Here is a 24,934-nt window from a genome sequence, read left to right on the forward strand (position 1 = left end):
GCCAAAAATAAACAATAAGCCCCTGAAAAGCTTATTAGTTTACTTAATTCAAGCTAAGAGTAAACAGAATGACAACACTTCAAGAACTTTGCATAAAACGAAAGAATCAAATTGCGAATCGCAATGGTACAGAAGCCTTACGCAATCGTATAGCACAACTTAAAACTTTGTCTGGTGAAGAACGTCTACGTTTTGCTGAAAAACTCAAAGGCTATATCGAAGCCTTATTCGAGCATCAAATCATCACATTCCAAGATGCAAAGGACTGGGAATGGATTGTAAATAGCAACGTAAAAGGACTTCACTAATGTCTGAAATGAAACATCGCATCATTAACCGTCTTGAAAATATGTTCAGCTTCAAGACACGTGGCGAATGGTTCCGTGAAGGGATCTGCCCACAGTGCGGTAAAAAAGAACTTTATACCCATGCCCATAATCCACGTATCGTGAAATGTGGTCGCTTGGTCAAATGTGGTTATGAAGAACACGTCAAAGACATCTGTGAAGATTTATTCAAAGACTGGTCTGAATACCATCCACAAACCGATACAAATCCAAACGCAGCTGCTGATGCTTTCTTGTCAGAAGGTCGTGGTTTCGATCTTAAAAACTTAATTGGTAAATACACCCAGCAGTTCTATAAAGACTCAAACACTGGCGAATCCTCTGCAACTGTTCGCTTTATGTTGGACGACAAAAACTATTGGGAACGTCTGATTGACCGACCTGAACGTTTTGGCAATAAAAAAGCACGCTTAAACTATGGCTTTAAAAATGCAGGTCAAGCATGGTCAATACATGAACTAGATGAAATCTGCAAACTCGGTGCAACGGGTGAAGCCGTTTGGATCACTGAAGGTATCTTTGATGCCATTGCACTGAGTCAGTCAGGTGTCAAAGCCATATCATGCCTGTCATGTGTCAATTACCCTTCTGCTTTCTTAAAGCAAATTGCAGATCGTTGCCATGAACTAAAAATTGACAAGCCACGTTTACGCTGGGCATTTGACAATGATTCAGCAGGTAAAGGCTACACAGTTAAATGGCATGAACGTTCACGTGCTGAAGGTTGGTCGTCTACAGCTGCACAGCCACCGGCAAATGGTGGTAAAAAACTCGACTGGAATGACTTGTTCCAGTGGGACAAACTCAATCCTGATCAATTCCCAAAATACAAACACTATGGTGAATTGCTGATTGCTGAAACGGCTGAAGAAGCAGGTCTTCTGATTTATAACTTCTATGAAGGTCGTCGTCACACCTTCTATTACAACCACAAATTCCGTTTGTACTGGTGGGAATTGGACTACGACAAATTCAACAAGGCAGTTCAGCACCTGGAAGACCGCAACAATGAAGCAGCAGAAAATGGTGGTCAGATCCTCACTGATAAAGAGATCCGTTCAAGTGCATTGAAGAACTGTTCTGCAGCAAAAGAAATTTGTAATGCTCAAATTGAGCCATTGTATTTTCAGCGCAATGAAATCACTGATGAATCCTGGTATTACTTCAAACTGCAAAGCCCTTGGTCAGAAGCAAAAACCACGTTTACTGCAGACCAGATGTCTTCACGTTCAAAGTTCAAACCACGTGTCATGTCAGTCATGTCGGGTGCAATGTGGACAGGTACAGATATGCACCTGGAAACATTTATCAAACGTGAAACCGAACGTTTACGTGAAGTAAAAACCATTGACTACATTGGTTATAGCCGTGAATACCAGACTTACATCTTTGAAAAATATGCCGTGCATAAAGGTCAAATCATTGCCATCAATGAGCATGACTTTTTCAAAGTAAAACGTCAGGAAATTAAAACACTGGCAAGTTCACCAGCGATCACCTTGAATCCTAAAAAACAGTTTGAACCATCATGGTGGAAAGACTTTTACCGTGTTCGTGGCGCAAAAGGCGTAATTGCCCTGGCGTGGTGGATGGGTTCTTACTTTGCTGAACAGATCCGTGGCATGCACAGCTCATATCCATTTATGGAAATTGTCGGTGAAGCCGGTGCAGGTAAATCACGTTTAATCGAACTCATGTGGAAACTTTCAGGTCGTAAAGACTATGAAGGCTTTGATGCAAACAAATCAACCAATGTGGCGGTGTACCGTAACTTTGCCCAGATCGCCAACCTGCCAGTGGTACTGATCGAAGGCGACCGTAATGACGTAAATGGTAATGCTGTTCAAAAGTCCAAATTCAGTTGGGATGAATTGAAAGATGCGTTTAACGGTCGTGCCATCCGTTCTAAAGGTTTAAAGACTGCAGGTAATGAAACCTATGAACCACCGTTTCGTGGTGCCATTCTAATTTCACAGAACACTGCAATTCAGGCTTCAGAAGCAATTTTGACACGTACCTTGCACCTGTACTTCGACCGCAAAGGACAGTCACTGGAAACCAAACGCATTGTCGATGAACTGGATCGTATGGAACTGGAAGATGCCTGCACCTTCATGACCCATTGCCTGCGCAATGAAGACAAAATTTTGGAAACCTATGCGTCAAAGTTACAGTCAATTGAAGATCACTATCATGAAATTGGCATTACCCATACACGTATTGCCTTATGTCATGCACAAGTGGCAGCACTGATTGAAGCAATGACCAAACACGTTTTACCGATTGACCTTGAAGACATGCTTGAAGCACAAGCCATGCTTGAAGACATGGCACGTGAACGTGTTGAACAGTTGAATGGTGATCATCCTGACGTGGAAAAATTCTGGGATGTTTACGAATACCTGCAAGGCAACCGTTCACCGGAATGGGGCTTAAACCACCATGACAACGATGCTCAAACCCTCGCAATCAATTTAAACGAAATCTACAAAGTAGCTGCACGCAACTATCAGCAGCTGCCAGAAATCAATGAAATGAAAAAACTGCTTCGTACATCGCGCAAGTACAAATTCATTGAAAGCAACAAACAGGTGTATTCAGACCGCTTCCCTGCAGATGACGTGGCAGCGGTTTCAAAAAGTCGTGATGTACCAGGTAAAGCTTCACGCAATGTGAAGTGCTGGATCTTCACTAATCCAAATTTAGGGGCAAAAAAATAATGAACGCTCAAACTCAAGATCAAAGCTATTTCAAAATGATCGCTGAACACCAAGACATTTCAGCACGTGTACTTCGTTTGCATAATGTTTTGAATCAGCACCCATGCATTCAGCACATGCCAACTGAAGCATGCATTCTGATCAACGAAATGAAAAACATTGTTGAAACTGGCACAGCACAACCTGGTGGACTGGAAACAGCTAAACTGGATTTTGATTCTTCCTTGCCGTTTACAGATCCTGAAGTAGTAAGTGTGCATGATTTCAATGTAGGCGACATCGTTTGGATCCCTGATGAATTTGCACGTTACAAGTTCATTGTCAGCGGTCACCAGCGTTTTGAAGTGAAGCAGGTCGTCGGCACAGATCAACTTTATGTCTGCCATATCGAAAACCCGGACATTCCATTTACCAATAACAACAAATGCTTCACGGCTCATTTCAGCCATTTTGCCAAATTTGAAGGAGAAGCATCATGCGTGGTGTAAATAAAGTAATTCTGGTCGGCACACTGGGTGCCAATCCTGAAAGCAAAAGCTTTCCAAATGGCGGCTCACTCACACAGTTTTCAATCGCAACTACTGAAAAATGGCAAAACAAACAGTCTGGTGAATGGATTGAACAAACCGAGTGGCATCGCATTGTGGTCAAAAACCGTTTAGGCGAAATTGCCCAGCAGTACCTGAAAAAAGGTTCAAAGGTTTATATCGAAGGCAAATTAAAAACACGTCAATGGACGGATCAGAACGGCATTGAACGCTACACCACAGAAATTCAGGCAGAACAGCTTCAGATGCTCGACTCTGCACCACAAGCAAATGCGTATTAAGGGAATCAACATGGAAAAGAAAAAATACCAGGTTCGTATTCGTAAAGATGTAACTTTAGACCCAAAAATTCAAGAGTCACTCGAATTACTGGGCGGTGGTACTGCCACACAAATTCAAACGTTGTACGGTAACTTTGAAAGTATTCATGAAGCTTTTGAAAAAATGGCCAACATGCCAGAAATGGATGAATACGAGATTATCTCTGTCATTTTGTATGATTCGGATAACAGTGAACAGCTTGGTGAAGATTTTGATTGGGATGAGGTGGCGTGATGGATATTGAAAAAGTTAAAGAATTAGCTTTAGCAAATGGCTTCAAATTAAAAGAGCAAGCAAGCGGAAATATGGATTTAAACGCTTATGTTTATGACTTTGCAAACGCTGTTGAGCGGGAGGCCAAGGCTCAATCTGATCAAAAAATTAAGCTGCTGCTTTGTGATGAACACTTAAAAAAATGTGAATCCCCTACTGGTATTTTTAACAGTCAGTACCCCGATGAAGAGCCGTGCTTGATTTGCTTGGTGAAGGAAGCCAAAGCCCAAGCGATGCCAGAATGGATTTCTGTTAAAGATGAGATGCCTGAACAAGGCCAAAAGGTATTGGTATTCAGACCACATGCTCATGAAAAACCATATAAAGATCCAAACTATAAAATCTGCACGTATGCAGGTGAGGATATTTTTATCAACTCTCATTTTGAGCATGAAATTCCACACTGGATGCCCTTAACCAATCCAATGGAACAAAGCCAATGATTGAAAAAAACCTTACACAACTCGAGGCCGAAAAGCCTGAAGGTGCCTCCATTGTGGCAATTAAGGGCGACCGTGTGACCTATTTTAAAGAAGATGGTAAAGACCGGCTGCTGACCTTCAACCAGACTATGTGGGTAAGAACCTGGTTCACACCCTTACATCTAAATCTAAAACACTTTGACTTTATTTCAGTAATTTAAAGGGAGGAAATTAACTTATGTCATGGCATCCAATGGTCAAGGTGGCCAAAGAATTGGGGATTTGCGTAAATACCTTTAAAAAGCATTACATCAACAAATATCCACCTGAACGGGTATTCGGCAACCGGAAGGAATGGAAAGATTCCACACTCGAAACCATGAAAAACGATACCAGTATCGGGACGCAATCATAAGAAAAAGGGCATATTTTATGCCCTTTTTCTATGTTCTAACCCTGATTTAACTGCATTCTAGCCAGTTTCTAACCATTTAAAATCAGCGTATTTATTCTATTTTTCAATCTTTTAATGCAAAAAATCTGCATTTCTAACCATTTTCAGAAGTTTTTATCCATTTATCTACTTCATTGGCATACCAGGTCATCAATTCCACCCGTTCTGACCAGTATTCTGCCCTGTTATAAATACCCCGGATTTTATTTTTCGGCACATGGGCTATCTGATATTCAATGACATCCTCCCGAAATAAGGTCGACTCATTGGCATGTGTTGAAAAAACGGTACGGAATCCATGCGTAGTCATCAGCTTTGCATAGCCATTACGCTTAATAATGGCCAATATACTTTCTGATCGGCATGGCATATTCGGCTTTCGCGTATGTTTAAAGATAAAACCTTCATCAGTTTTGCGGTCATACATGATTTTAAACAGCTCGACTGTCTGATCCGTCAGTGGGACTACATGATCACGACGCATTTTCATCCGCGATGCTGGAATGATCCATTCTTTTTTATTCAGATCAATTTCGCCTGTATCCCATCTGGCATGAAGCAACTCGGATATACGAACAGCGGTATAACAGGCAAGTTTTAGTGCAATCATTAAATCATCAGTGACATAGCTTTGCTGGATCTTCGTCCAAAACTCTTTCATTTGATGTGGCTTCAATGCAGCCAAATTTTCAACGTCCTGTTTAGGAATTACATCACCGACTAAAATACATGGATTCTTTTCAGTGTAATCGGATGCAATTGCAAAGTTAAAGACATCACTTAACAGGCGCAAGGATCGCTTGGCAGTTTCAATGGTTCCTTTGGCCACAATCTCTTTTACTTTTTTTACGACATCTTTTCGTTCAATTTCATCAACACTGATGTCAGAGAAATCTTCAGCAATGTAATTTAACCGGTAAATCACCGTATATTTATATTTATCACTGGTCCAGCGTGGCCCCATGATCGCCAACCATTCCTGGATAACTTCCCCCAAAGTCGGCACATTGATTTTTTTACCACTTAGCTGTGATTTAAAATCCCGGGCAAGGTTTCTTGCATCCTTACAGCCAATTTCAGGATATTCACCGAGCGTTTTTTGATTCTGTTTGCCGTGGTGTCGATACGACAGCACCCATTTCTTTTTCCCAGATGGAAATACAGAAATAATCAGCCCTTCCCCATCTGCAATCGAATAGCGTTTTTCTTGTGGCTTTAAATTTTTTACTTTTAAGTCTGACAACATTTCAAATGTTATACCCGTATAACGTTGGTATAACATCCTAGTTTGATAGACCATGATTTTCAATGATTCAATGTGATTTATCATGACAGATGAATGAACACAAAAAAGCCCTGAAACCGTTAAGTTTCAAGGCTTTTCTGCTGAATCCTGATCAATTCTGATTTGTAATGATTGACCCTGATTAACACATTTGGTGGAGGTGGCGGGAGTTGAACCCGCTAAAGCTTAACTCTATCAAAATCTATCAAATATAATTGTTTGTATTTTCAATCATTTATATAATTTCATTTGATAGTTTTTGATAGGATTTAAAAAAAGTGTGGCAAAAAATGTGGCAATTATTTTTTACCCAATGTGAACCCAAATTTGATTTAGTGCATTGAATCATAAAACTATTATTGTCTAAATCCCCCCTAGGATAATGCAATGATAAAGACTCAGAGAACTAACTGTAGTAAGAGATTCTTTTCTTTGAGAATCGCTCAAGCTGCTTTAAGAAACCATCAAAGTAATCTTTGTCTTTTTCATCCGTTCTAAAACCAGCATATAAGGTACGACGTAAACCTTCAGGTGCAACACAATTAAGACGTCGTGAAGTGACCCAACCTTTTTGCTCATATTCATTCACCACCCAATCAGGCAATGCGGCAATACCACGACCGCTTGCAACCAACTGAATCAACATTTGGGTCAAGTCGGTGGTTCGAATATTTTTCGGCTGAATATTTGCAGGAATAAATAGCTTAGACATGATATCCAAACGATGTTTATCCACTGGATATGTAATAAGCGTTTCTTCAGCCAACTCTTGAACAGTAATGTGTTCTGCACGCACCAATGGATGTGTTGTCGATAAGACAAGTCGAGACTCATACTCAAACACTGGAAAGTATTCAACACCTTTCAAAGCAATCGGATCTGCAGTAATCAATAAATCAAATTCGCCATTTTGCAATAACTCATGTGGATTTGCTTCAAATCCTGATGCAAAATCCAAATCGACATCGGGATATTGAATACGGTATTGATTGAGTAAGGGCATGAGCCAATCGAAACAACTATGGCATTCGGAAGAAAAAGTAATCCGACCAGTTTGCCCATGAATAATACGTGTAATGTCGCTTTGTGTAATTTGAACTTGTGGCAATACTTCATCGGCCAATTTCAATAGACGTAAGCCAACATTAGAGAAACTGATAGGACGTGTACGACGATTGACAACTTCTACACCAAACCATTGATCTAGCTCTCGCAACTGGTGAGATACAGCCGAAGGAGTCAGACATAGGTCACCTGCTGCTGCAACCAATGAACCGTGCTCTCTCAAGGCTGTCAGTGTTTTCAAATGTCGTATTTCTATCATGTAAATCCCAAACAATAACTATAATGTCAGAAAAGCCCACACTGAGTGAGCCTGTTCTTCATATCAAATTAATTGAATATCTCTTAACTCAATCCTTTAAACAGGAAAAAGCATCCAACGATACTCAACAATACCGCAAAACATTTTTTCAGCATTTGCGGTGATAAAGCATGCGCTGTTTTTGCACCCAACTTAGCTGTAAAGAAACTCATCAGGCTAATGCCTAAGAATGCGTAAGTATGTACATAGCCAATACTGTTAGGCACAGCAGCATGTGCTTTCATCCCAAAAATCATAAAGCCTAAAGCACCAGCGAACGCAATGGGTAAACCACAAGCGGCAGATGTTCCCACTGCCTTTTGCATGACGACGCCATAACGGTTGAGAAACGGGACGGTTAAACTGCCACCACCGATCCCAAAAATAGCTGAAGCCACCCCAATCACTGAACCTGCAGCCACCTGCTTACCAGTTGAAGGCAGTGTTCTACTTGAGTCCACGACCTTTTTAGCCCCCATGAACATAGTATATGCCACCCAAATCAAGAATAAACCAACGATGAGTTGAAGATGTATTCCTGAGAGCCATCCTGCAATCGCTGCTCCGGCAAAACAGCCAATCGCCATCGGTGGCGCCAGATTTTTAAATACTGACCACATCACTGCACCATTTCTATGGTGTGCCATCAATGAACTAATTGAAGTGACAACAATGGTGGCTAATGAGGTTCCTAATGCCAAATGCATAATGACATCAGGACTGTAGTCCATCTGAGTAAAAACAATAAAGAGTAATGGGACGATGATCGTTCCACCACCAACACCAAAGAGTCCTGCTGCAAATCCTGCAAGCGCCCCGATGGCAAAAAAAATGATTAATTCCACGATATACTGACTTTTAAAGAATAGAGTATTGAAGCAATGGGCTTTAAGCCGTTTCTAACTGACCCACTTGATGATAAGCGCGGTTAAAGTACACCAAGCTTTCTTCTTGATCGCTGTGTTTTACTGCAAGTACGCGGCATAAAAATATACTATGTGTACCGACTTGTTGAACATTCTCAATCTGACAATCAAAACTGACTAAAGCATCTTCTAAAATTGGTGATCCTGTTTCCAACCTACTCCAATCACCTAGTTTGAAACGATCTTCAGAACTGAACTTGCTTGAAGCAAACGCATTTGAAAGCTGTTCATGCTGAGTACTCAGTACATTTACAGCTAAGACTTGATTTTCAATAAACTGAGCATGAGAACGAGAGGATTGATTCATACAGACTAATAATGTTGGCGGAGTATCTGTGACACTACATACCGCAGATGCAGTAAAGCCATGCATCCCTGCTTCGCCTGTGGTTGTAATCACATTTACTGCAGTCGTTAGTAAAGACATTGCATTTCTAAAGTCTGTTGCTTCAATCATCTTTTTTATCTCAAATGTATAATCAAGTGCTTTTGCTTAGAACAGGACAAATGATTCAGTAAGCATTTACCCTGCTAAGCATCAAACTGCGTTTGATTAAGCCTCTAATTCTCTACGAACAATGGCTGCACCTGCACTTAGGGCTTCAAGCTTGCCACGTGCAACTTGGCGAGAAAGTGGCGTCATACCACAGTTGGTTGAAGGATAGAGTTTGTCAGCATCTACAAACTGCAATGCTTTACGCAAAGTATTTGCCACGTCTTCAGCCGTTTCAACCTGATTGGTTGCCACATCAATTGCCCCAACCATGACTTTTTTGCCACGAATCAGTTCAATTAAATCCATCGGTACACGTGAGTTTTGGCACTCTAACGAAATGATATCTACCTTTGACTTTTGTAATTTAGGGAATGATTCTTCATACTGACGCCATTCATTACCCAAGGTTTGTTTCCAATCCGTATTTGCCTTGATGCCGTAGCCATAGCAAATATGCACAGCGGTTTCACATTTGAGTCCTTCAAGCGCACGCTCTAAGGTCGGAATACCCCAGTCATTTACTTCATCAAAGAACACATTAAATGCAGGCTCATCAAACTGAATAATGTCGACTCCTGCTGCTTCAAGCTCTAACGCTTCTTGGTTAAGAATTTTAGCAAACTCCCAAGCCAATTTTTCACGACTCTTGTAGTGACCATCGTAAAGTGTATCAATCATGGTCATCGGACCAGGAAGCGCCCATTTAATTGGTTGATTGGTTTGGCTGCGCAAGAATTTCGCATCATCTACAAACACGGCTTTTTTACGAGAAACTTCACCCACAACCGACGGTACGCTTGCTTCATAACGATTACGAATACGCATGGTTTCACGCTTTTCGAAATCCACCCCTTCAAGATGCTCAATGAAGGTCGTTACGAAGTGCTGACGGGTTTGTTCACCGTCACTTACGATATCAATACCAGCAGTGACTTGCTCATGTAATGATAATTTTAACGCATCACGTTTAGCTTCAAGAAGTTCTTCGCCTTCAAGTTTCCATGCTGACCATAATTTTTCAGGTTCAGCGAGCCATGACGGTTTCGGTAAGCTGCCTGCTGTTGATGTTGGTAATAAAATAGCCATGTCTAATCTTCTTTCTTTAAATTCGTCTATCAATGCAATGGATTAAGCCGCTTGGTCTTGCTGAGCATTTTCAATTTTAAAATTCGCAGCCCACTCGTCCAAAATGTCTTTATACGGTTTGATGAAGTTTTCTTCTGTCCACTTACCTTGTTTCACCGCCAATTCACCACGTTCAACACGGTCATAAACAATACGTGTCAGTGAGTAATCGCCATAGCTCAAGCTTGGTTGATATTCCACACCTGCCGGAGAGTTGGTATTGTAAATTTCAGGACGGTAGATTTTTTGGAAGCTTTCCATAGTCGCAATCGCACTGATCAATTCAAAATCAGTGTAGTCACGAAGTAGATCGCCTGCACAGTAGAAAGCTAATGGTGCATTCGCGCCTTGAGGCTTAAAGTAACGAACGCTTAAGCCCATTTTGGCAAAGTAGGCATCAGTACGTGAGTAATCATCATTGGTGTATTCGACACCGAGTACTGGATGCACGTTAGCTGTTTGGTAATAAGTTTTTGTTGTAGAAACACTTAAACAAATAACAGGATTGTTTCTAAATTCTGTTTTAAATACTTCAGAGTTCACTAGATGTAAATATAACTTGCCATGCAAGTCTCCAAAATCTTCAGGCATCTCATTAAACTTACAGCCTAATGCAGGAAGCACAACACTAAAGTCATAATCACGAACATAAGAAGAAAAACTGTTTCCGATCATGCCTTCAATGCGCTGATTGGTTTTATGATCAATGATGGTGCTTTTTAGTGTTTCAATAAATGGGAAGGTTTGACCGTTGCCCTCAATATCAATCTCTGCAGAAATAATATCGATCTCAAGTGAATAGCGATCGCCTTTTGGATTGTCGACTGTAGCCAAACTATTAAAACGATTGTTGATCATCGCAAGTGTACGACGCAGGTTTTCTTGGCGGCTTTCACCACGGGCCAAGTTAGCAAAATTCGTGGTTAAACGTGTATTGTTTGCTGGTTCATAGTTTTCATCGAAACGAATGCGTTTGATTGAACATGCAAATTTCTGACTCATGGAGATTGCCACCTAAAAAATTTTACAAAATCTAAATTTCTGAATGGCTTTATTTAAACGTGAATCATAAAATGAGTAAAACGATATAAATTCAGGATGAGATGAGTAAATCTCATGTTGGTGTTTTTTTAACATGCAATGGATGAGATCGCCTCATCAAATATCCATATTGAAAGATCAAGTGTTGGACACGTATTAAATAGAAATCGAATGCATCTGTATATCGATACAATGATGAACATTTAATGATGAGAAAACGAGTTGGGATAAGGTGTATCTGAGTTGTGGGCTTATTCATTTTAAAATATACGATTGAATAAGCCCGAAATTGAGCATCATGTGCAATAAAACAATCAGCTCATAATGTTTTCATTTTTTGTTTCACGAATACACATGAAAGCACATAGAGAAACACCTGCCGCGATAGATAAATAATATCCCACAGCATGCAAACCATAATTTTGAGCCAATTGAGTTGCAATCAAAGGGGCAAATGATGCGCCTAAAATACTACCCAAATTATAAGACAAGGCTGTTCCTGTATATCGAACTGAAACAGGGAAAATTTCAGACAAAATGGTCCCAAGTGGTCCATAAGTTAAGCCCATAATACTTAAACCAAGGCACAGGAACACCAATACTGATAATACGTTATCAGCAACAAAAAATGTTGAGAAGAACAATCCAAAGATCATGGTCAGAATACAAATGGCAATGGATGTTATTTTTCTACCAAACTTCTCAGCGGATAATGCAGAGATAGGAATACACAGACCAAAACACACTGTTGCAATCAGTTGGATTTTTAAAAAAGTATCTCGACTATACCCTAATGCGGTTGTCCCCCAATTCAATGCAAATATCGTCATCAAATAAAATACAACCAAGGTACATACTGTCGCCAACATACCCAATACCACTTTTCCAATATGTTTGGTGAGCACATCCTTCAAAGGTACTTTAACTGCTGATTGCTTGTTTAAAACATTTTGAAAAGCTGGAGATTCGTGTAGTTTTAATCGAATATATAAGCCAACGAATACTAGCAATGCACTTGCAATAAACGGAATTCGCCAGCCCCATTGCATAAAGGCTTCATCTGATAAAAATGCACCTAATAATAAAAATGAGCTTGCCGCAAGAATAAAACCAATTGGAGAACCGAGCTGTGGGAACATGCCATACCATGCACGTTTACCCTTTGGTGCATTTTCTGTGGCGAATAATACCGCACCACTCCACTCGCCACTCAAACCAAGCCCTTGCCCTAAACGACACAATGCTAACAAGATGGGTGCAGCCACACCAATTTGTGCATGGGTCGGTAATAGTCCGATGCAAACTGTAGAAATCCCCATTAATAGCAATGCAGAAACGAGTGTGGCTTTACGGCCAATTCGATCACCAAGATGTCCAAAAATAATAGCGCCAATTGGACGTGCGATAAATGCAATTGAAAAAGTGGCTAAAGATTGCAGTAATGCGGCACTACCACTACTTTCAGGGAAAAATAAATGCGGGAAAACCAGTACAGCAGCCGTGGCATAAATATAAAAGTCGAAAAATTCAATTGTTGTACCTACCAGACTCGCAAATAAAACACGTGTTTTAGAATTTGGATTGACCGTGGAGGTGTTGTGTTCTACATATTCCATGAAAGACCATCATCATTCGATAAAAAATCAAAAGATATAAATAAGTCGGCTCTCATTTATATTTGTACAAAAAAAATGATGACGGCTTAGATATACACTGAACAAAATATGTTTAGAACCCGATTCAATTTTTTTATGACTTTTAGCGAAATTTAAGTATTCAAATTAATGAGCTATTTTTAGCTTTTCCAAAGAAAAAATAGCTCAGCCTTCAATTTTAAAATTTGGCTTCATTCAATTGATTTGTTTAAGCTCTAATCATATTTCACCAGTGCAATTTACACCCACACCAATACATGAGTAAAACGATATTTCCTCACCAAAAGATGAATTTAATTCACAACTTACATCCTGAAGATCACTCATTTAAACATGAGCAAAAATCACCTTAACCATGAGATTAGATTGTTAAGATGTAGGGTTTAGATTTAAGCCCTATTTCCATGTCAAATAAACTTGAACGTCAAAAACTGACTCTCCCAGAAGGTCATGACAAACTCCTGCTTCACTCCTGCTGTGCGCCGTGCTCAGGTGAAGTGATGGAAACCTTGATTGAATCAGGTATCGACTTTTCAATCTTTTTCTATAACCCTAACATTCACCCGATAAAAGAATATGAAATTCGTAAGGAAGAAAATATTCGCTTTGCCGAAAAACATAATATCCCTTTTATCGACTGTGATTACGATACTGACAATTGGTTTGCACGTGCCAAAGGTATGGAAAATGAACCTGAGAAAGGCATCCGTTGTACCATGTGCTTTGATATGCGTTTTGAGCGTACAGCTTTATATGCAGCCGAAAATGGCTTCAGTCTAATAAGTAGCTCGCTTGGTATTTCCCGTTGGAAGAACATGCAGCAGATTAATGACTGTGGTCATCGTTCTGCTTCACATTACCCAGGCATTACCTATTGGGATTACAACTGGCGTAAAAATGGTGGTGCTGTTCGTATGCTCGAAATCAGCAAGAAGGAAGAGTTCTACCAACAAGAATATTGTGGCTGTGTCTATTCCTTGCGCGACACCAACCGTTGGCGTATGAGCCAAGGTCGTGAACGGATTAAATTAGGTGTGAAATTCTATTCGAATGCCATGGATGACGAGACTTAATACGCTAAAATAGCCAATCTATTTGGGTATCTCATCTTTGTAATTCAAAAGAGTTATACAGATCAAAACTCTCTAAGATTGGCTATTTAGCTTTCAATTTCATCATCAAATATACTGCGATCAAACGCCTTGAAACTTCATTTAATTACACTTTATCGCTTTATGATTGGCTTTGGTATTGGCTATCTATGCACTTATTTTTTTGCCCTCAATTTGATTCATTTATGCCAATCTTTTTTACCTAAAGCCGAATCTGTTTTGCTTGGCTCATTGGTCGCACTTATCTTTTATATCGCATTTGTCATTTTGATTTTTTGTATCAAGAACCTGAAATGGTTGTCTCTATTAAGCCTGATTGTACTCAGCATTTTATTTCTTACACACAAGTTTTTAGGATAATTCATGCTGAAATCGATTAGACAATCTACGGCAACTTTGCATTCTTGGCTAGGCTTAATTTTTGGTTGGTTGCTCTTTCTCATTTTTGTGATGGGATCATTGAGTTTGTATAAAACTGAAATCAATTACTGGATGCAACCTCAATTTGCAACTATGCAAACTAGCTCTAATGAGGCAGCTCAATCCGCTTTTGCCTATTTACAAACACATGCTCCCGATGCAAAAAGTTGGTTTATCCATGTTGCTCATGATAATGCACCTGTAAATCGTGTCTTTTGGCAAACGGCTGAAGGTGCTTTCGAAAATAGAATATTAAATGCTTCAACTGGCAGTGAATTACAGTTATTAAATACCCAAGGTGGTGATTTCTTTTATCGACTGCACTTTCAACTCTATGGCATGTCTTATATGACAGGACAGATCATCGTCACTTTTACTGCCTTTATTTTATTAATTTTATTGATTTCTGGTGTGATTACTCATAAAAAATTACTGATCGAATTTTTTACTTTACGTACTAATAAGGGACAACTCTCTTATCTTGACTATCATACTGTATCCGCTGTCACAGCGATGCCGTTTTTCTTTGTGACGGCATTTACAGGCTTGGCGATGTTCTTTTATGTACTCTTCCCTGCAAATTTAAAACTCAGCTATCCTGACAATCCTTTTCAGTATTTTGAAGAGATCCGTACAATACCTCAGCAGGATTTACTTTCAACTCCTGAAAAAGCAGAAATGCGCCCTATACAATACTTTTTAAAGCACACGACTCGACAATGGGGAGTTGCACCCTTAGATACAATTACAGTAAAAAGTCCAAATACATCATCGGCCCATATAACAATTAATAAAAAAGAAGATCGTACGATCACACGTAACCAAGATCAGTTTATTTTTAATGCACATACAGGTGAATTGCTTAAAAACAATCGAAATACAAGTGCATTAGCAACTTTGAATAATGGAATATATAGCTTACACATGGCACGTTATGCACAGCCGAGTTTACGATTCATCTTGTTTTTATCGGGCATACTCGGAGCAACAATGATTGCTTCAGGCTTATTTTTATGGAGCTTAAAAAGACAGATAAAAAATAAAAAACAAAGCTTTCATCTTGGTGCATATCTGGTCAACAGACTTAATATGACTGCAACTATAGGTCTTGGTATTGCCGTACTGAGTTATTTCTATATAAACCGCTTAGTGACAGCACCTTACAATTTACCCAATTATGAAATTACTACATTTTTCTCAGTGTGGTTCATTTGCTTTTTAATCGCTTGTTTAATGCCACAGCATCAACTTTGGAAAAGCTTACTCAAGGGCTTCATCATTCTCGCTCTTATACTACCTATCATAAACCTATGCTACTTATTCAATCATCATCTTATTTCTTCATTCTCATCGTATTGGATGTTCTTGAGAGTTGATCTACTCATTCTTCTGTTTGCTTTGTTGGCTATATTTTTACATCAAAAAATAGCACCAATTGCATCAAACCAAGTGACTCAAAATCAGTTTATAAACGGTATACGCTAAATGAAACTTATCATTGGTCTAGGCTTGATCATTTTAGCTATGCTGTTATTTTTTGCAGTGAGCTCAAAGCAGCGTATAAAAACACAACAAAGTCGCTTTGCTGTACTTAGTCAGTATCCCCAGATCTCTAGATTTCTAGGAATACTGCTTTTAGGATTATCCTTGTTTCCACTTTGCTCACATTATGGAAACAGTATTGGTTTTATTTCACTATATCTTTTGATCACGCCTATTCTTTTGATTTTGATATTCATTAAACGTAATTAATGTAATGAATTAAGCTTCTGTATACCAATTTTTCCAAGAACTAGTGCCACGTACTTCAAGTGGTACAGTTGGAATCAATTTTTCTTTTAGAACGTCAGTCTGTCCCACGGCTTTGGCAAGCCGGGCTTTCACAGAATGAATGCATTCTCGATCTCCAAATTCACAGCGGTCTAAGGTAGTCCCCCCACAAGGACCATTCGCCAATCCTTTTGGACAGGTTTCAGGACAGATATATAAAGTATCTCCTAGCCTGCATTGACCACAGCTTTCACAGCCCACAACGCCATGCTTAGAGATAAATTCAGTTTTCAGTAATGCTTTTGCAGCAGGTGTATGCTCCCAAAATGAGGCTTTAAAAATAAAGCGTCCGATACCCTTGGCAATTTTGGACTCAAACAATGCCTCATGCATGAAATGTAGTTGCTGATATTTAATCAACTGACTGGATGTCGGCTGACGGGAGTAATAAGGCAATTCTGGCATGAACTCTTTTCCAGTCTTCACTTGCCATAATGAATTCCAGAGAGCTTCAAGTGCATTCAAATCCAGATGCCGATATTGTTCTATATAGCTTTCCAAAAGCATCTGCTCTTCAGGCTTGTAACAGGCTGAAAGGTGAACTCCGGCAAACCCAAGATGTTTACACATCAGGATCTGTAAAGCACAGCGTAAATGAACCCGATCACTCAACCCATCCTGTTTTTCCTGAGCCAACACCCCTAACATATAGGGTGTAATCACAATACCAGCGACTTTATTTTTCACCATAAAATTGGCACGAGCAAAACTCAGCGGCATAACACAAGCAAGTATTTTTTGTTGGTAATGATGACGATTTAAAAAAGCCTTTACTTGTTTTAAAGCATCCATGTCATACCCTAATTGGGTAATAATAAAATCTGCGCCTGCCTTCATCTTTTTGTGTAGTTTTAGATATTGTGCGTCACGCTCAGCTTCAGCATATTTGAACGGGTTAAAGGCCACACCTAGATGAAATCCACCACGGCGCTTGGCTACCATCACGGCATTCACCGATTCTAGATATCGGGTACGTCCAGATTCATCCCCCCCATAACTGTGCTCTTTGAGCTTATCGCCTGTCAGCAATAAAAGATTCTTAATATTGGCTGATTTGGCTTGATCTAAAAATAATTCAAAATCCTGAATATCTCGATCTTTCCCAGAAAAATGCAGAACTTTATCGCTCGATTTTGAATAATGCTGACTAGCCTCAAGCGGTGCCATATCATGGTCTGAATGGACACGGTCAGCAATTGCAATAAAAGCTGAGAAACCCGCAATATCTTGTGCTACATGTTGAGTTTTAGATGAAGTCAAATATTCAACTAAAATACAAAATTTATAATGTTCTAAGTGTTGAAAAAAATTAAGCATGTCCCTTGATTAACCAAATATCCTAAAGCTAAAACATTATTTAAAATTCAGGAAAGAACATGTCATTGTAGATAAATACAATTTGAATGTTCTCTCCTGTTCACATTCTTTATTTTCTTTTAGCTGAGCTGATTTTAATTTGACGCCTAAGCGTATTAATTTTTTGCTCAAGTAGCTGAATGATCAGATCAGAACCGCTTATCCAATTGTCATGATCCTGAAATTTCACATCATCTTTTAGAGCCGTTTCTGATTGAGCACCATTTGTATTTTTTCTAGATATCTCGAAACCTAGAATACTACTTTCCGTAGAACGTATTACCTTTAACACACTAAAATCAATTGGGTTATTGGTATTTGTCATTCGACATACTCGACCAATAAACTCTTTATCCTTTAACATCTTTACTCTCAAACCACTGGATAACTTACTTAAAACTTTTAAACATACTGATTAATTTGAATATCTTGCAAAAGGATTAATTAAAGCATTTACAGTTATTACCAAGGCAATAATACGCATACTTTGACTGATCACTTTTACAAGACGTAAATGATGAAATTAAGGCCAGAACTTTTTTGCGACCTTATTCATTAACTTAATTTTTTCCCACTGGGTATCATAGGAAATTTTGTTGCCCTCTTCAGTTGAAGCAAAACCGCTCTGTAAACACAGCCCTAATTGCTCAATGGGTAAAAATTGAGTTGCGTCATGGATACGCTGTGAAATGTCATCTTCACTTTCCACATACTCTTTTTTCGAAGAGACTAAGCCCAAAAATACTTCTGTTTGTGTGCCTTTGAGTAGCGCAATAGGTTCAAATCCACCTGCCCGATCTGTATCAAATTCCAATAAGTAACGATCGATATTGGTCAACTGTTTGAAAATATATGTAGAGATAAAGTGATAATCACCTTGATACAACCAGCTCGAACTAAAGTTGCCACGGTCAATATGCAACGATATAAATAAATCTTCTGGTTTATCTTTGAGTGCAAGATTGAGTATTTCTACACCTAGCATTGCTAAGTCATGATCTGACATACCAGAAGTGATTTCAGTTGCTCTATATTCTTCATCACTTAAATAGGCCCAAAACTCATCATTCAGTTGTAAATATCGACAACCTTCTTGGTAAAGCGCTTGAATTGCTTCTCGATAAGATTGCCCAATATCTGCAATATAGACATTGATACGATCTGCATAGAACCGATTGTTTCTTAAGTGTGGAAAAAGCAACATAGTTGGACTTGGTATGCAATATTTAGCAGTTGCAAAACCTTCAATTGCTTTATGTAGATAACGATAATGAATCAGACTCGTGTGTTCTTCTGACCAAGCAATTTTCCCTGTGATACGGATGTCAATCGGTTTACTGATCGCATCTTTATATTTCAATCCATCACGTGTTTTGTAGCTTTCTATGCCTTGCAATTGCTCAAGAAAATCGAAATGCCACCAAGTACGGCGAAAATCACCATCTGTCATAACGGTACAATCTAAATCAAGCTGAATATCGATCAGGTTGTCAATTTCTGCATCTTCAACCTGTCTTAATGTCTCTTCATATATGACCCGATCAGCAAAGTCGTAACGTGCTTTTTTGAGTTTTAATGCTCTTAAAAAGCTACCGATATGCTCTACCTTATTATTCGCATATTGACTCTTGGCTTGAGGAGATGTGTTACTTTGCATAAATAAACCAAATAAAAATGACTTCTGAGAAGGTCACTTTGTAAAATTAGAAGTGTCGTTAATCGATATGTCTTTCAACGAAAAGAGAATGCTGTACCAGTATTTCAGTTTATTAATGAAAAACCAGACGACGAATCGTCTGGTTTTTCATGTGCACTACATTCAAAACGGGAGTATTGAAGGTATAACAACAAAACTGTACTGGTGTTTAATTAGATAAATTTAGATAGAATAAAACTATAAAAAACAACAATAACAGTGAATTATAACTGTTATTAAATGTGCTTTTACTGAAGGATTTTCACTCATAAATGAAGATCCTTCATGGTTTATCCTTAAGAAGTATTATTTCATCGCATAGCGAAGTGTTACCCAAGCAGTACGACCATCTTGGTTGTAGCCATTATTGGTGTTGTGTTCAACATCAAATACATTGGCAAGTTTAGTTTGAATTTCAAACTCAGGCGATACTTTATAACTTACTCGAGTATCGAACAATGCAAAACCATGTAATTCTGGGTTGGCAAAATCAGTTGTTTTACGTTTATCTTCTGCGTGCACTGCACCACCAATTGTCCATTGATCAATCGTGTAATCTAACGACACATTTAGTATTTGCTTCGGACGATAAGCAATTTGCTGACCTTCTGCGCCTTTACTACGATTTTCAGGATCTTGGTTTGTATAATTTAAGTTCCAAGAAACATTATCGTAGTTCTGACCTAAGACTAATTCCACACCACGAATAAGTGCCTCATTAATATTAGATGGTACATCTTCCCCTGCTGCATTTGGCGCCCATGCAATCAGGTTATCTATCTTATTTTCAAACGCATTTAATTCCCAATTAATAAACTTGTGCTGACCTTTCACCCCAATTTCAGTATTTTTTGAAGTTTCAGGTTGTAAATCAGGGTTACCAGTACCGACCCAATATAAGTCATTAAAAGTTGGCGCACGGAAAGCTGTACCATAGGTTGCATATGCCAAAATAGCATCGTTAAAACGATAACCTAAAGTGGCATTACCTGTGGTTTTATCACCAAACTGCTCGTTATCATCAAAACGTACTGCACCTTGTAATTCAACTTTGCCTACATTACCTAAGTACTGTGCAAAATAACCGATATTGTCACGCTCATTTTCTACATAGGTATTACTGCTTTTTATTTCATCTACCTGATAATCAACACCTGCAACCACACTATGATTTGGATGAAGTTCTAAAGTATTTAACCAAGATGCACTATCACGCAATGTTTCAAAACTTGCAGGATACGCATCAAAACTTTCGTTTTTATCTACTGCACGGCCAAGTTTTAGCTCAGTTGTCCATATATCATTTGCTTTGAATTTTGCACCTGCACCATAAATCGTTTGTTCAATTTTAGCATGCACATTTGGCGTATCTGCATATGGATAACCCCAATCATCTTGAGCATCATATTCATACTTGCCATCTACATGTAAAGCATTGATCGAAACATCTAAACGTTCGTTAATTTGATGCCCAGCACGTAAAGAAATAGAGGCATTTTCATAGCCATCTTTATCTAAATCTTGAGGCTCAGTTAAAGTTGATGCATTAATCCCACGTGTTTTTAAACCTGATGCACTTAAAGTTGCCCAGCTATTATCCTGACGAATATTTAAGCCAGCATTCGCCTCATAGGTTTCATGTGAGCCATATGTAAAAGATGCAAATGGTTTAACACCATCTGTCGTACCTTTACGTGTATAGACCTTTACCACACCACCAATTGCTTCTGAACCATATAAGCTTGAACGTGGACCACGTACCACTTCAACGCGCTCGATTTGAGCAATGGGTAGATGTTCAAATGCAGTCTGCCCAAGTGTTGCAGAACCTACTTTTTGCCCATCAACCAATACTAAAAGTGCATTTGAATTCGCACCACGAATAGAAATACCCGCAGTTTGTCCCATACCACCAGAACTTGTGTATGAAATACTTGGAATGGTACGTAATAAGTCTTGTAAAGAATTAAATTGCTTACGTTCAATTTCTTCACGATCAATCACAGTAACCGCAGCTAGCGTGTCAACATTTTTTTGCTCAACTAAATTGGCGACAACGTTAATTTCAGGAAGTTTAAAAACAGAATTTTCGGCTGCTATCGCAACTGACAATGGTGATAAAACAAGTAGACCACCTAAAGCAGTCGTGTAGATATGATTCATGGTATACCCCAGAACATCGCACCGCCCGTGCGACTATAAATGTGAAGCGCGCAGACGGATTTTGGGTAAGCAATACCAAATCAAATATAAAAAGTATGCAATCCCTGTTTTAACGCCCGCCGCATTAGTTAGGTTGTGCAGCAGGCCGGTCTCCGGACTTAAGGATGTTGCTATCCTATTCACCGTTGCGGGGGCAGTGTTAGCTTACACATACGTGTACTAACTTCCCAGTTTCACTTCTCTATAGAAGCACCTGAAGCAGGTACAGAGACTAAAACTAAGTCCTTGCTAAGTCAAACTGTTTCTGATTATTCGTATTACTCTCATAAAGCTAAATTTTCTAAGGAATATAGAGAGGTGGTCCCACTTGTTTGAACAACTAAAAGCTTATTTATAAGTGATATTCTGCTCTAGTTAAGCTACCTTATTTTGTTGTGGTAGCTGGTCATAGTAAAACTCATCTGGAGTCATTTTGTCCAGACTCGAATGAGGTCGTTTCAAATTATAAAATTCAAAATATGCACTCAATTGCTTTTTCGCATCGGTGACACTGCTATAAGCTTTGAGATACACCTCTTCATATTTAACGCTTCTCCATAACCGTTCAACCATCACATTATCAATCCATCGACCTTTACCATCCATACGGCTTTGTTGCATAAATATCTAAGACTATGATTTTTTTAATTCATTTTTGGATTAAAAATCAAACAAATCTTTAAGAATCAGCATCTTGAAGAATGTTTATGCAACAAAGCCTCTTTATTTTATAAGAAAACTTAGCGTTCTTTATTAACCAATACATCATAAATAATATGCGCAAATTGCTTCATCTTCGTAGGATCACTCATCAACTGTGTCATTTGCTCCATATGCGCTGCATTACTGTCTAATACAGCATCATCAAGCGCCGTATCAAACTCACCTAGCATGGCCTGTTCACGAGTGTTGTTATGAATCTGTTTCATCATCCGCGTATTTTCAGACATCTTGTCAGCAATGGTCAGAGCATAGTTGATCATGTCTTTCTCTGTCAGATTGTCCGTCACAAACAGATCATTCATACGGCTTAAAATCTGCGACAAAAAGTCTTCTTTCTTGTCTTTCGGCTTTGCAGTACCCAGTTCATTACCAGGCTCAAGTTTATGCTCGGTACTATCTGCTTTAAGCTGAATATCCTGCTGACGAAGCTTAGACAAGCGGTAATGGCTCATCGCGACATTACTCAGATCGATCTCATCTTCATCCGCAGCTTGTTCACGTAGCATTGGGCGTAAGTTACGCGCAAAAAGACTCAGCTTCTCAAGTTCTTGATCGTCATACTCCACGATTTGAGACATAAACTCATAGAAACGGGTAAAGCTGCCTAAATCCTTTTTAAAGATTTCTAGTGCATCACGGGCTTTCTTCGCTTCAGCAAATTCGTTTTCAGCATTGGCAATCAGTATGGCGTCCCCTGTCTGCTTACAGCGTTGTAAACGGTTCTTAGTGACATCATAATCATTCATGGCTGTCGTGTAGCGATGTTGCCAGCGTTGCATCGCAGGCTTACAGATATTGGCAAGTGCCGCATTGGGTTTGTTCTTGCTATAAAAAGCTTCTGTAAACTGCTCTACCTCAGTCATAAGGAAAATACCTGCTGATTTCAGCTTGTTGGCCAGATCGTACACTTGATCAGGATTGGACACATCTGCCAGTTCTGCTGTTTGGTAGTAAGGTTGGAAGGCATCCAGTATATCTTGCGGTTCATTAAAGAAATCCAGAACAAAGGTGCCAGTTTCTGCTTTACCCGGATAAGTACGATTCAAACGAGATAAGGTCTGTACGCACTCTACTCCACCTAGCTTTTTATCTACGTACATGGCACACAGCTTCGGCTGGTCAAAGCCGGTCTGGAACTTGTTTGCCACAATCATTACCTGAAAGTCATCGCTATCGAATGCCTTACGCATTTCACGACCTTTCAGGTTCGGGTTCATGTTACTTTCAGTGAATTTCTGCCCCAGTAAATGACTACAATCAGAATCATTCTGGTTGAATTCAACTTCACCAGAGAATGCCACCATGGCTTGAATATTCTGGTATTTGTTCTCAGCAATGTATTTATCAAAAGCCTGTTTATAACGCACCGCCTCTTTACGTGAACTAGTCACCAGCATGGCTTTGGCTTGTCCACCGAGTAAGCCCATAATATTCTTTTTAAAGTGTTCAATAATGATATGTACTTTTTGCGAGATATTATGGTCATGCAAGCGTACCCATTGATTCAGCTTGATCTTGGCTTTTTTGGCATCAACGGTTGCATCTTTTTCTTCAATTTTCTGCTTGAGCTTATAGATGACTTTATAGTTGGTGTAGTTCTTCAGTACATCCAAAATAAAGCCTTCTTCAATCGCTTGGCGCATCGAATAGACGTGATATGCCACAGGAATATTGGTTTTAGACGGCGGCATGCTTGGATCGGGCAAGCGTCCAAACAGTTGTAAGGTTTTATCCTTTGGTGTTGCGGTAAAGGCATAGAAGCTTAGGTTTGCACTATCCTTACGTGATGCCATCACGGCATCGAGTACATCTTCCGAAGAAAGCTGTTCATCTTCATCACGCTCTTCAATCATCAAAGTTTCTTTGAGCTGACGCGCCGTGGAACCGCTTTGCGATGAATGGGCTTCATCGGCAATGACGGCGTATTTACGTTCTTTTAAACTGGTGCTGTTTTCAATGGCACGTAGTACAAATGGGAAAGTCTGAATGGTCACGATAATAATCGGCTGAGCCATTTCCAAAGCTTTTGCCAGTTTCTCCGATTTGGAGCCATCGCCTTCCTTGTTGTTAATCCGTCCCACGACGCCATCTGCATGTTCAAACTGATAAATGGTGTCTTGTAATTGCGCATCTAAAATGGTTCGGTCTGTCACCACAATGACGGAATCAAACATCTTTTTATTGTTAGCATCATAAAGGCTAGAAAGCTGGTGCGCCGTCCATGCAATTGAGTTGGATTTACCCGAACCTGCGCTGTGCTGAATCAGGTATTTCTGTCCTGTGCCTTCAGCTAATGAGTCCTCAACCAGTTTACTGACCACTTTCCACTGATGATAACGTGGGAAGATCAGGCTCTCTTTTTTGTATATACGACCTTCCCAGTCTTCCTTTTCTTCAATCTGAAGATGCGGCTAGACCTGTAGAATCAGACCCACTCACCTGCTGATTCACTACCTGAATGACTTGATCCGATAAGCAATAAGGACAATTTAAACTCATAATATATACCTCTAGAAATGACAAAGGCTCACCGATTGGCAAGCCTTGCAAAGTTAAAAAAACTCGTTTTCATCTAGATAATGTATATTTGAGATTATTTTCAACTCATTGAAATGTACG

General features: G+C 39.3%; 21 protein-coding genes, 3 pseudogenes and 1 riboswitch. Of the genes and pseudogenes, 11 read left to right on the forward strand and 13 right to left on the reverse strand.

All coding sequences use genetic code 11. The features are described from left to right. Positions 1–68 precede the first annotated feature (68 nt). The 8 genes and pseudogenes from NI461_RS09575 (at position 69) to NI461_RS09610 (ending at position 5,046) form a co-directional block, all read left to right on the forward strand. Complete coding sequence (locus tag NI461_RS09575) at positions 69–308, forward strand: hypothetical protein (RefSeq protein WP_253157159.1); 240 nt, start codon at positions 69–71, stop codon at positions 306–308. Continuing rightward, complete coding sequence (locus tag NI461_RS09580; protein ID WP_253157161.1) at positions 308–3,067, forward strand: toprim domain-containing protein; 2,760 nt, start codon at positions 308–310, stop codon at positions 3,065–3,067. Before NI461_RS09575 ends, NI461_RS09580 begins: the two co-directional genes overlap by 1 nt. Continuing rightward, positions 3,067–3,555 carry a hypothetical protein gene (locus tag NI461_RS09585; RefSeq protein WP_253157163.1) on the forward strand — a complete coding sequence of 163 codons (489 nt, stop codon included), beginning with the start codon at positions 3,067–3,069 and terminating at the stop codon, positions 3,553–3,555. Before NI461_RS09580 ends, NI461_RS09585 begins: the two co-directional genes overlap by 1 nt. Further along, positions 3,543–3,872: pseudogene (ssb, locus tag NI461_RS09590) on the forward strand (single-stranded DNA-binding protein); the annotation flags it as partial. The gene NI461_RS09585 and the pseudogene ssb, both read left to right, overlap by 13 nt. A gap of 34 nt (positions 3,873–3,906) precedes the next feature. Beyond that, on the forward strand, positions 3,907–4,170 hold the full coding sequence (locus tag NI461_RS09595) for a hypothetical protein (RefSeq protein ID WP_253157165.1): 264 nt from the start codon (positions 3,907–3,909) through the stop codon (positions 4,168–4,170). Beyond that, positions 4,170–4,652 (forward strand): DUF551 domain-containing protein, encoded by a 483-nt coding sequence (locus NI461_RS09600; RefSeq protein WP_253157166.1) that lies wholly within the window; start codon positions 4,170–4,172, stop codon positions 4,650–4,652. The genes NI461_RS09595 and NI461_RS09600 overlap by 1 nt, the downstream gene beginning before the upstream one ends. Beyond that, positions 4,649–4,852, forward strand: a complete 204-nt coding sequence (locus NI461_RS09605) for a hypothetical protein (RefSeq protein WP_253157167.1) — start codon at positions 4,649–4,651, stop codon at positions 4,850–4,852. Before NI461_RS09600 ends, NI461_RS09605 begins: the two co-directional genes overlap by 4 nt. A 17-nt stretch (positions 4,853–4,869) precedes the next feature. Then, a complete protein-coding gene (locus NI461_RS09610) occupies positions 4,870–5,046 on the forward strand; it encodes a hypothetical protein (RefSeq protein ID WP_167513722.1) in 177 nt (58 codons plus the stop codon). A 133-nt stretch (positions 5,047–5,179) separates the two neighbouring features. On the opposite strand, the gene NI461_RS09615 is transcribed toward NI461_RS09610, so the two are convergent. The 7 genes from NI461_RS09615 to NI461_RS09645 form a co-directional block, all read right to left on the reverse strand. Then, positions 5,180–6,331, reverse strand: coding sequence for a tyrosine-type recombinase/integrase (locus tag NI461_RS09615; RefSeq protein WP_253157172.1), 1,152 nt, complete (start codon positions 6,329–6,331; stop codon positions 5,180–5,182). A 445-nt stretch (positions 6,332–6,776) separates the two neighbouring features. Then, positions 6,777–7,694, reverse strand: coding sequence for a LysR family transcriptional regulator (locus NI461_RS09620; RefSeq protein WP_253150973.1), 918 nt, complete (start codon positions 7,692–7,694; stop codon positions 6,777–6,779). 83 nt (positions 7,695–7,777) lie between these two features. Continuing rightward, positions 7,778–8,578 carry a sulfite exporter TauE/SafE family protein gene (locus NI461_RS09625; RefSeq protein ID WP_005267225.1) on the reverse strand — a complete coding sequence of 267 codons (801 nt, stop codon included), beginning with the start codon at positions 8,576–8,578 and terminating at the stop codon, positions 7,778–7,780. Between the two features lie 43 nt (positions 8,579–8,621). Continuing rightward, entirely contained in the window at positions 8,622–9,116 is a 495-nt protein-coding gene (locus tag NI461_RS09630) for a flavin reductase (RefSeq protein ID WP_005267227.1), read from the reverse strand. Positions 9,117–9,212: 96 nt separating this feature from the next. Beyond that, a complete protein-coding gene (locus NI461_RS09635) occupies positions 9,213–10,241 on the reverse strand; it encodes a methionine synthase (RefSeq protein ID WP_005267229.1) in 1,029 nt (342 codons plus the stop codon). 42 nt (positions 10,242–10,283) lie between these two features. Continuing rightward, positions 10,284–11,282 (reverse strand): putative oxygenase MesX, encoded by a 999-nt coding sequence (locus NI461_RS09640; RefSeq protein WP_067728746.1) that lies wholly within the window; start codon positions 11,280–11,282, stop codon positions 10,284–10,286. Between the two features lie 353 nt (positions 11,283–11,635). Then, positions 11,636–12,937 (reverse strand): MFS transporter, encoded by a 1,302-nt coding sequence (locus NI461_RS09645; RefSeq protein WP_253150971.1) that lies wholly within the window; start codon positions 12,935–12,937, stop codon positions 11,636–11,638. A gap of 443 nt (positions 12,938–13,380) precedes the next feature. On the opposite strand from NI461_RS09645, the gene NI461_RS09650 reads away from it, so the two are divergent. The 3 genes from NI461_RS09650 (at position 13,381) to NI461_RS09660 (ending at position 15,993) form a co-directional block, all read left to right on the forward strand. Beyond that, positions 13,381–14,049 (forward strand): epoxyqueuosine reductase QueH, encoded by a 669-nt coding sequence (locus NI461_RS09650; protein WP_075175394.1) that lies wholly within the window; start codon positions 13,381–13,383, stop codon positions 14,047–14,049. Between the two features lie 162 nt (positions 14,050–14,211). After that, positions 14,212–14,448, forward strand: a complete 237-nt coding sequence (locus NI461_RS09655) for a hypothetical protein (protein ID WP_051069421.1) — start codon at positions 14,212–14,214, stop codon at positions 14,446–14,448. A 3-nt stretch (positions 14,449–14,451) separates the two neighbouring features. Next, positions 14,452–15,993, forward strand: a complete 1,542-nt coding sequence (locus NI461_RS09660) for a PepSY domain-containing protein (protein ID WP_253150969.1) — start codon at positions 14,452–14,454, stop codon at positions 15,991–15,993. 276 nt (positions 15,994–16,269) lie between these two features. On the opposite strand, the gene NI461_RS09665 is transcribed toward NI461_RS09660, so the two are convergent. From NI461_RS09665 to NI461_RS09690, 6 genes and pseudogenes are all read right to left on the reverse strand, one after another. Continuing rightward, positions 16,270–17,655 carry a methylenetetrahydrofolate reductase C-terminal domain-containing protein gene (locus NI461_RS09665; RefSeq protein ID WP_005267252.1) on the reverse strand — a complete coding sequence of 462 codons (1,386 nt, stop codon included), beginning with the start codon at positions 17,653–17,655 and terminating at the stop codon, positions 16,270–16,272. A gap of 109 nt (positions 17,656–17,764) precedes the next feature. Next, a complete protein-coding gene (locus tag NI461_RS09670) occupies positions 17,765–18,058 on the reverse strand; it encodes a hypothetical protein (protein WP_075175391.1) in 294 nt (97 codons plus the stop codon). A gap of 159 nt (positions 18,059–18,217) precedes the next feature. Then, a complete protein-coding gene (locus NI461_RS09675) occupies positions 18,218–19,351 on the reverse strand; it encodes a 5-methyltetrahydropteroyltriglutamate--homocysteine S-methyltransferase (RefSeq protein ID WP_253157168.1) in 1,134 nt (377 codons plus the stop codon). 345 nt (positions 19,352–19,696) lie between these two features. Beyond that, positions 19,697–21,553: a TonB-dependent receptor gene (locus NI461_RS09680; RefSeq protein ID WP_253150965.1), complete on the reverse strand. Its 1,857-nt coding sequence runs from the start codon at positions 21,551–21,553 to the stop codon at positions 19,697–19,699. A 125-nt stretch (positions 21,554–21,678) separates the two neighbouring features. Then, positions 21,679–21,825, reverse strand: a riboswitch (cobalamin riboswitch). Between the two features lie 142 nt (positions 21,826–21,967). After that, positions 21,968–22,198 (reverse strand): annotated as a pseudogene (locus NI461_RS09685) (integrase core domain-containing protein); the annotation flags it as partial. Between the two features lie 134 nt (positions 22,199–22,332). Next, positions 22,333–24,723, reverse strand: a pseudogene (locus tag NI461_RS09690) (type I restriction endonuclease subunit R); the annotation flags it as partial. Positions 24,724–24,934: the final 211 nt, after the last annotated feature.

Origin of the sequence: Acinetobacter sp. S4400-12 (genome assembly GCF_024129495.1) — a bacterium.
GTDB lineage: Bacteria > Pseudomonadota > Gammaproteobacteria > Pseudomonadales > Moraxellaceae > Acinetobacter > Acinetobacter lwoffii_C.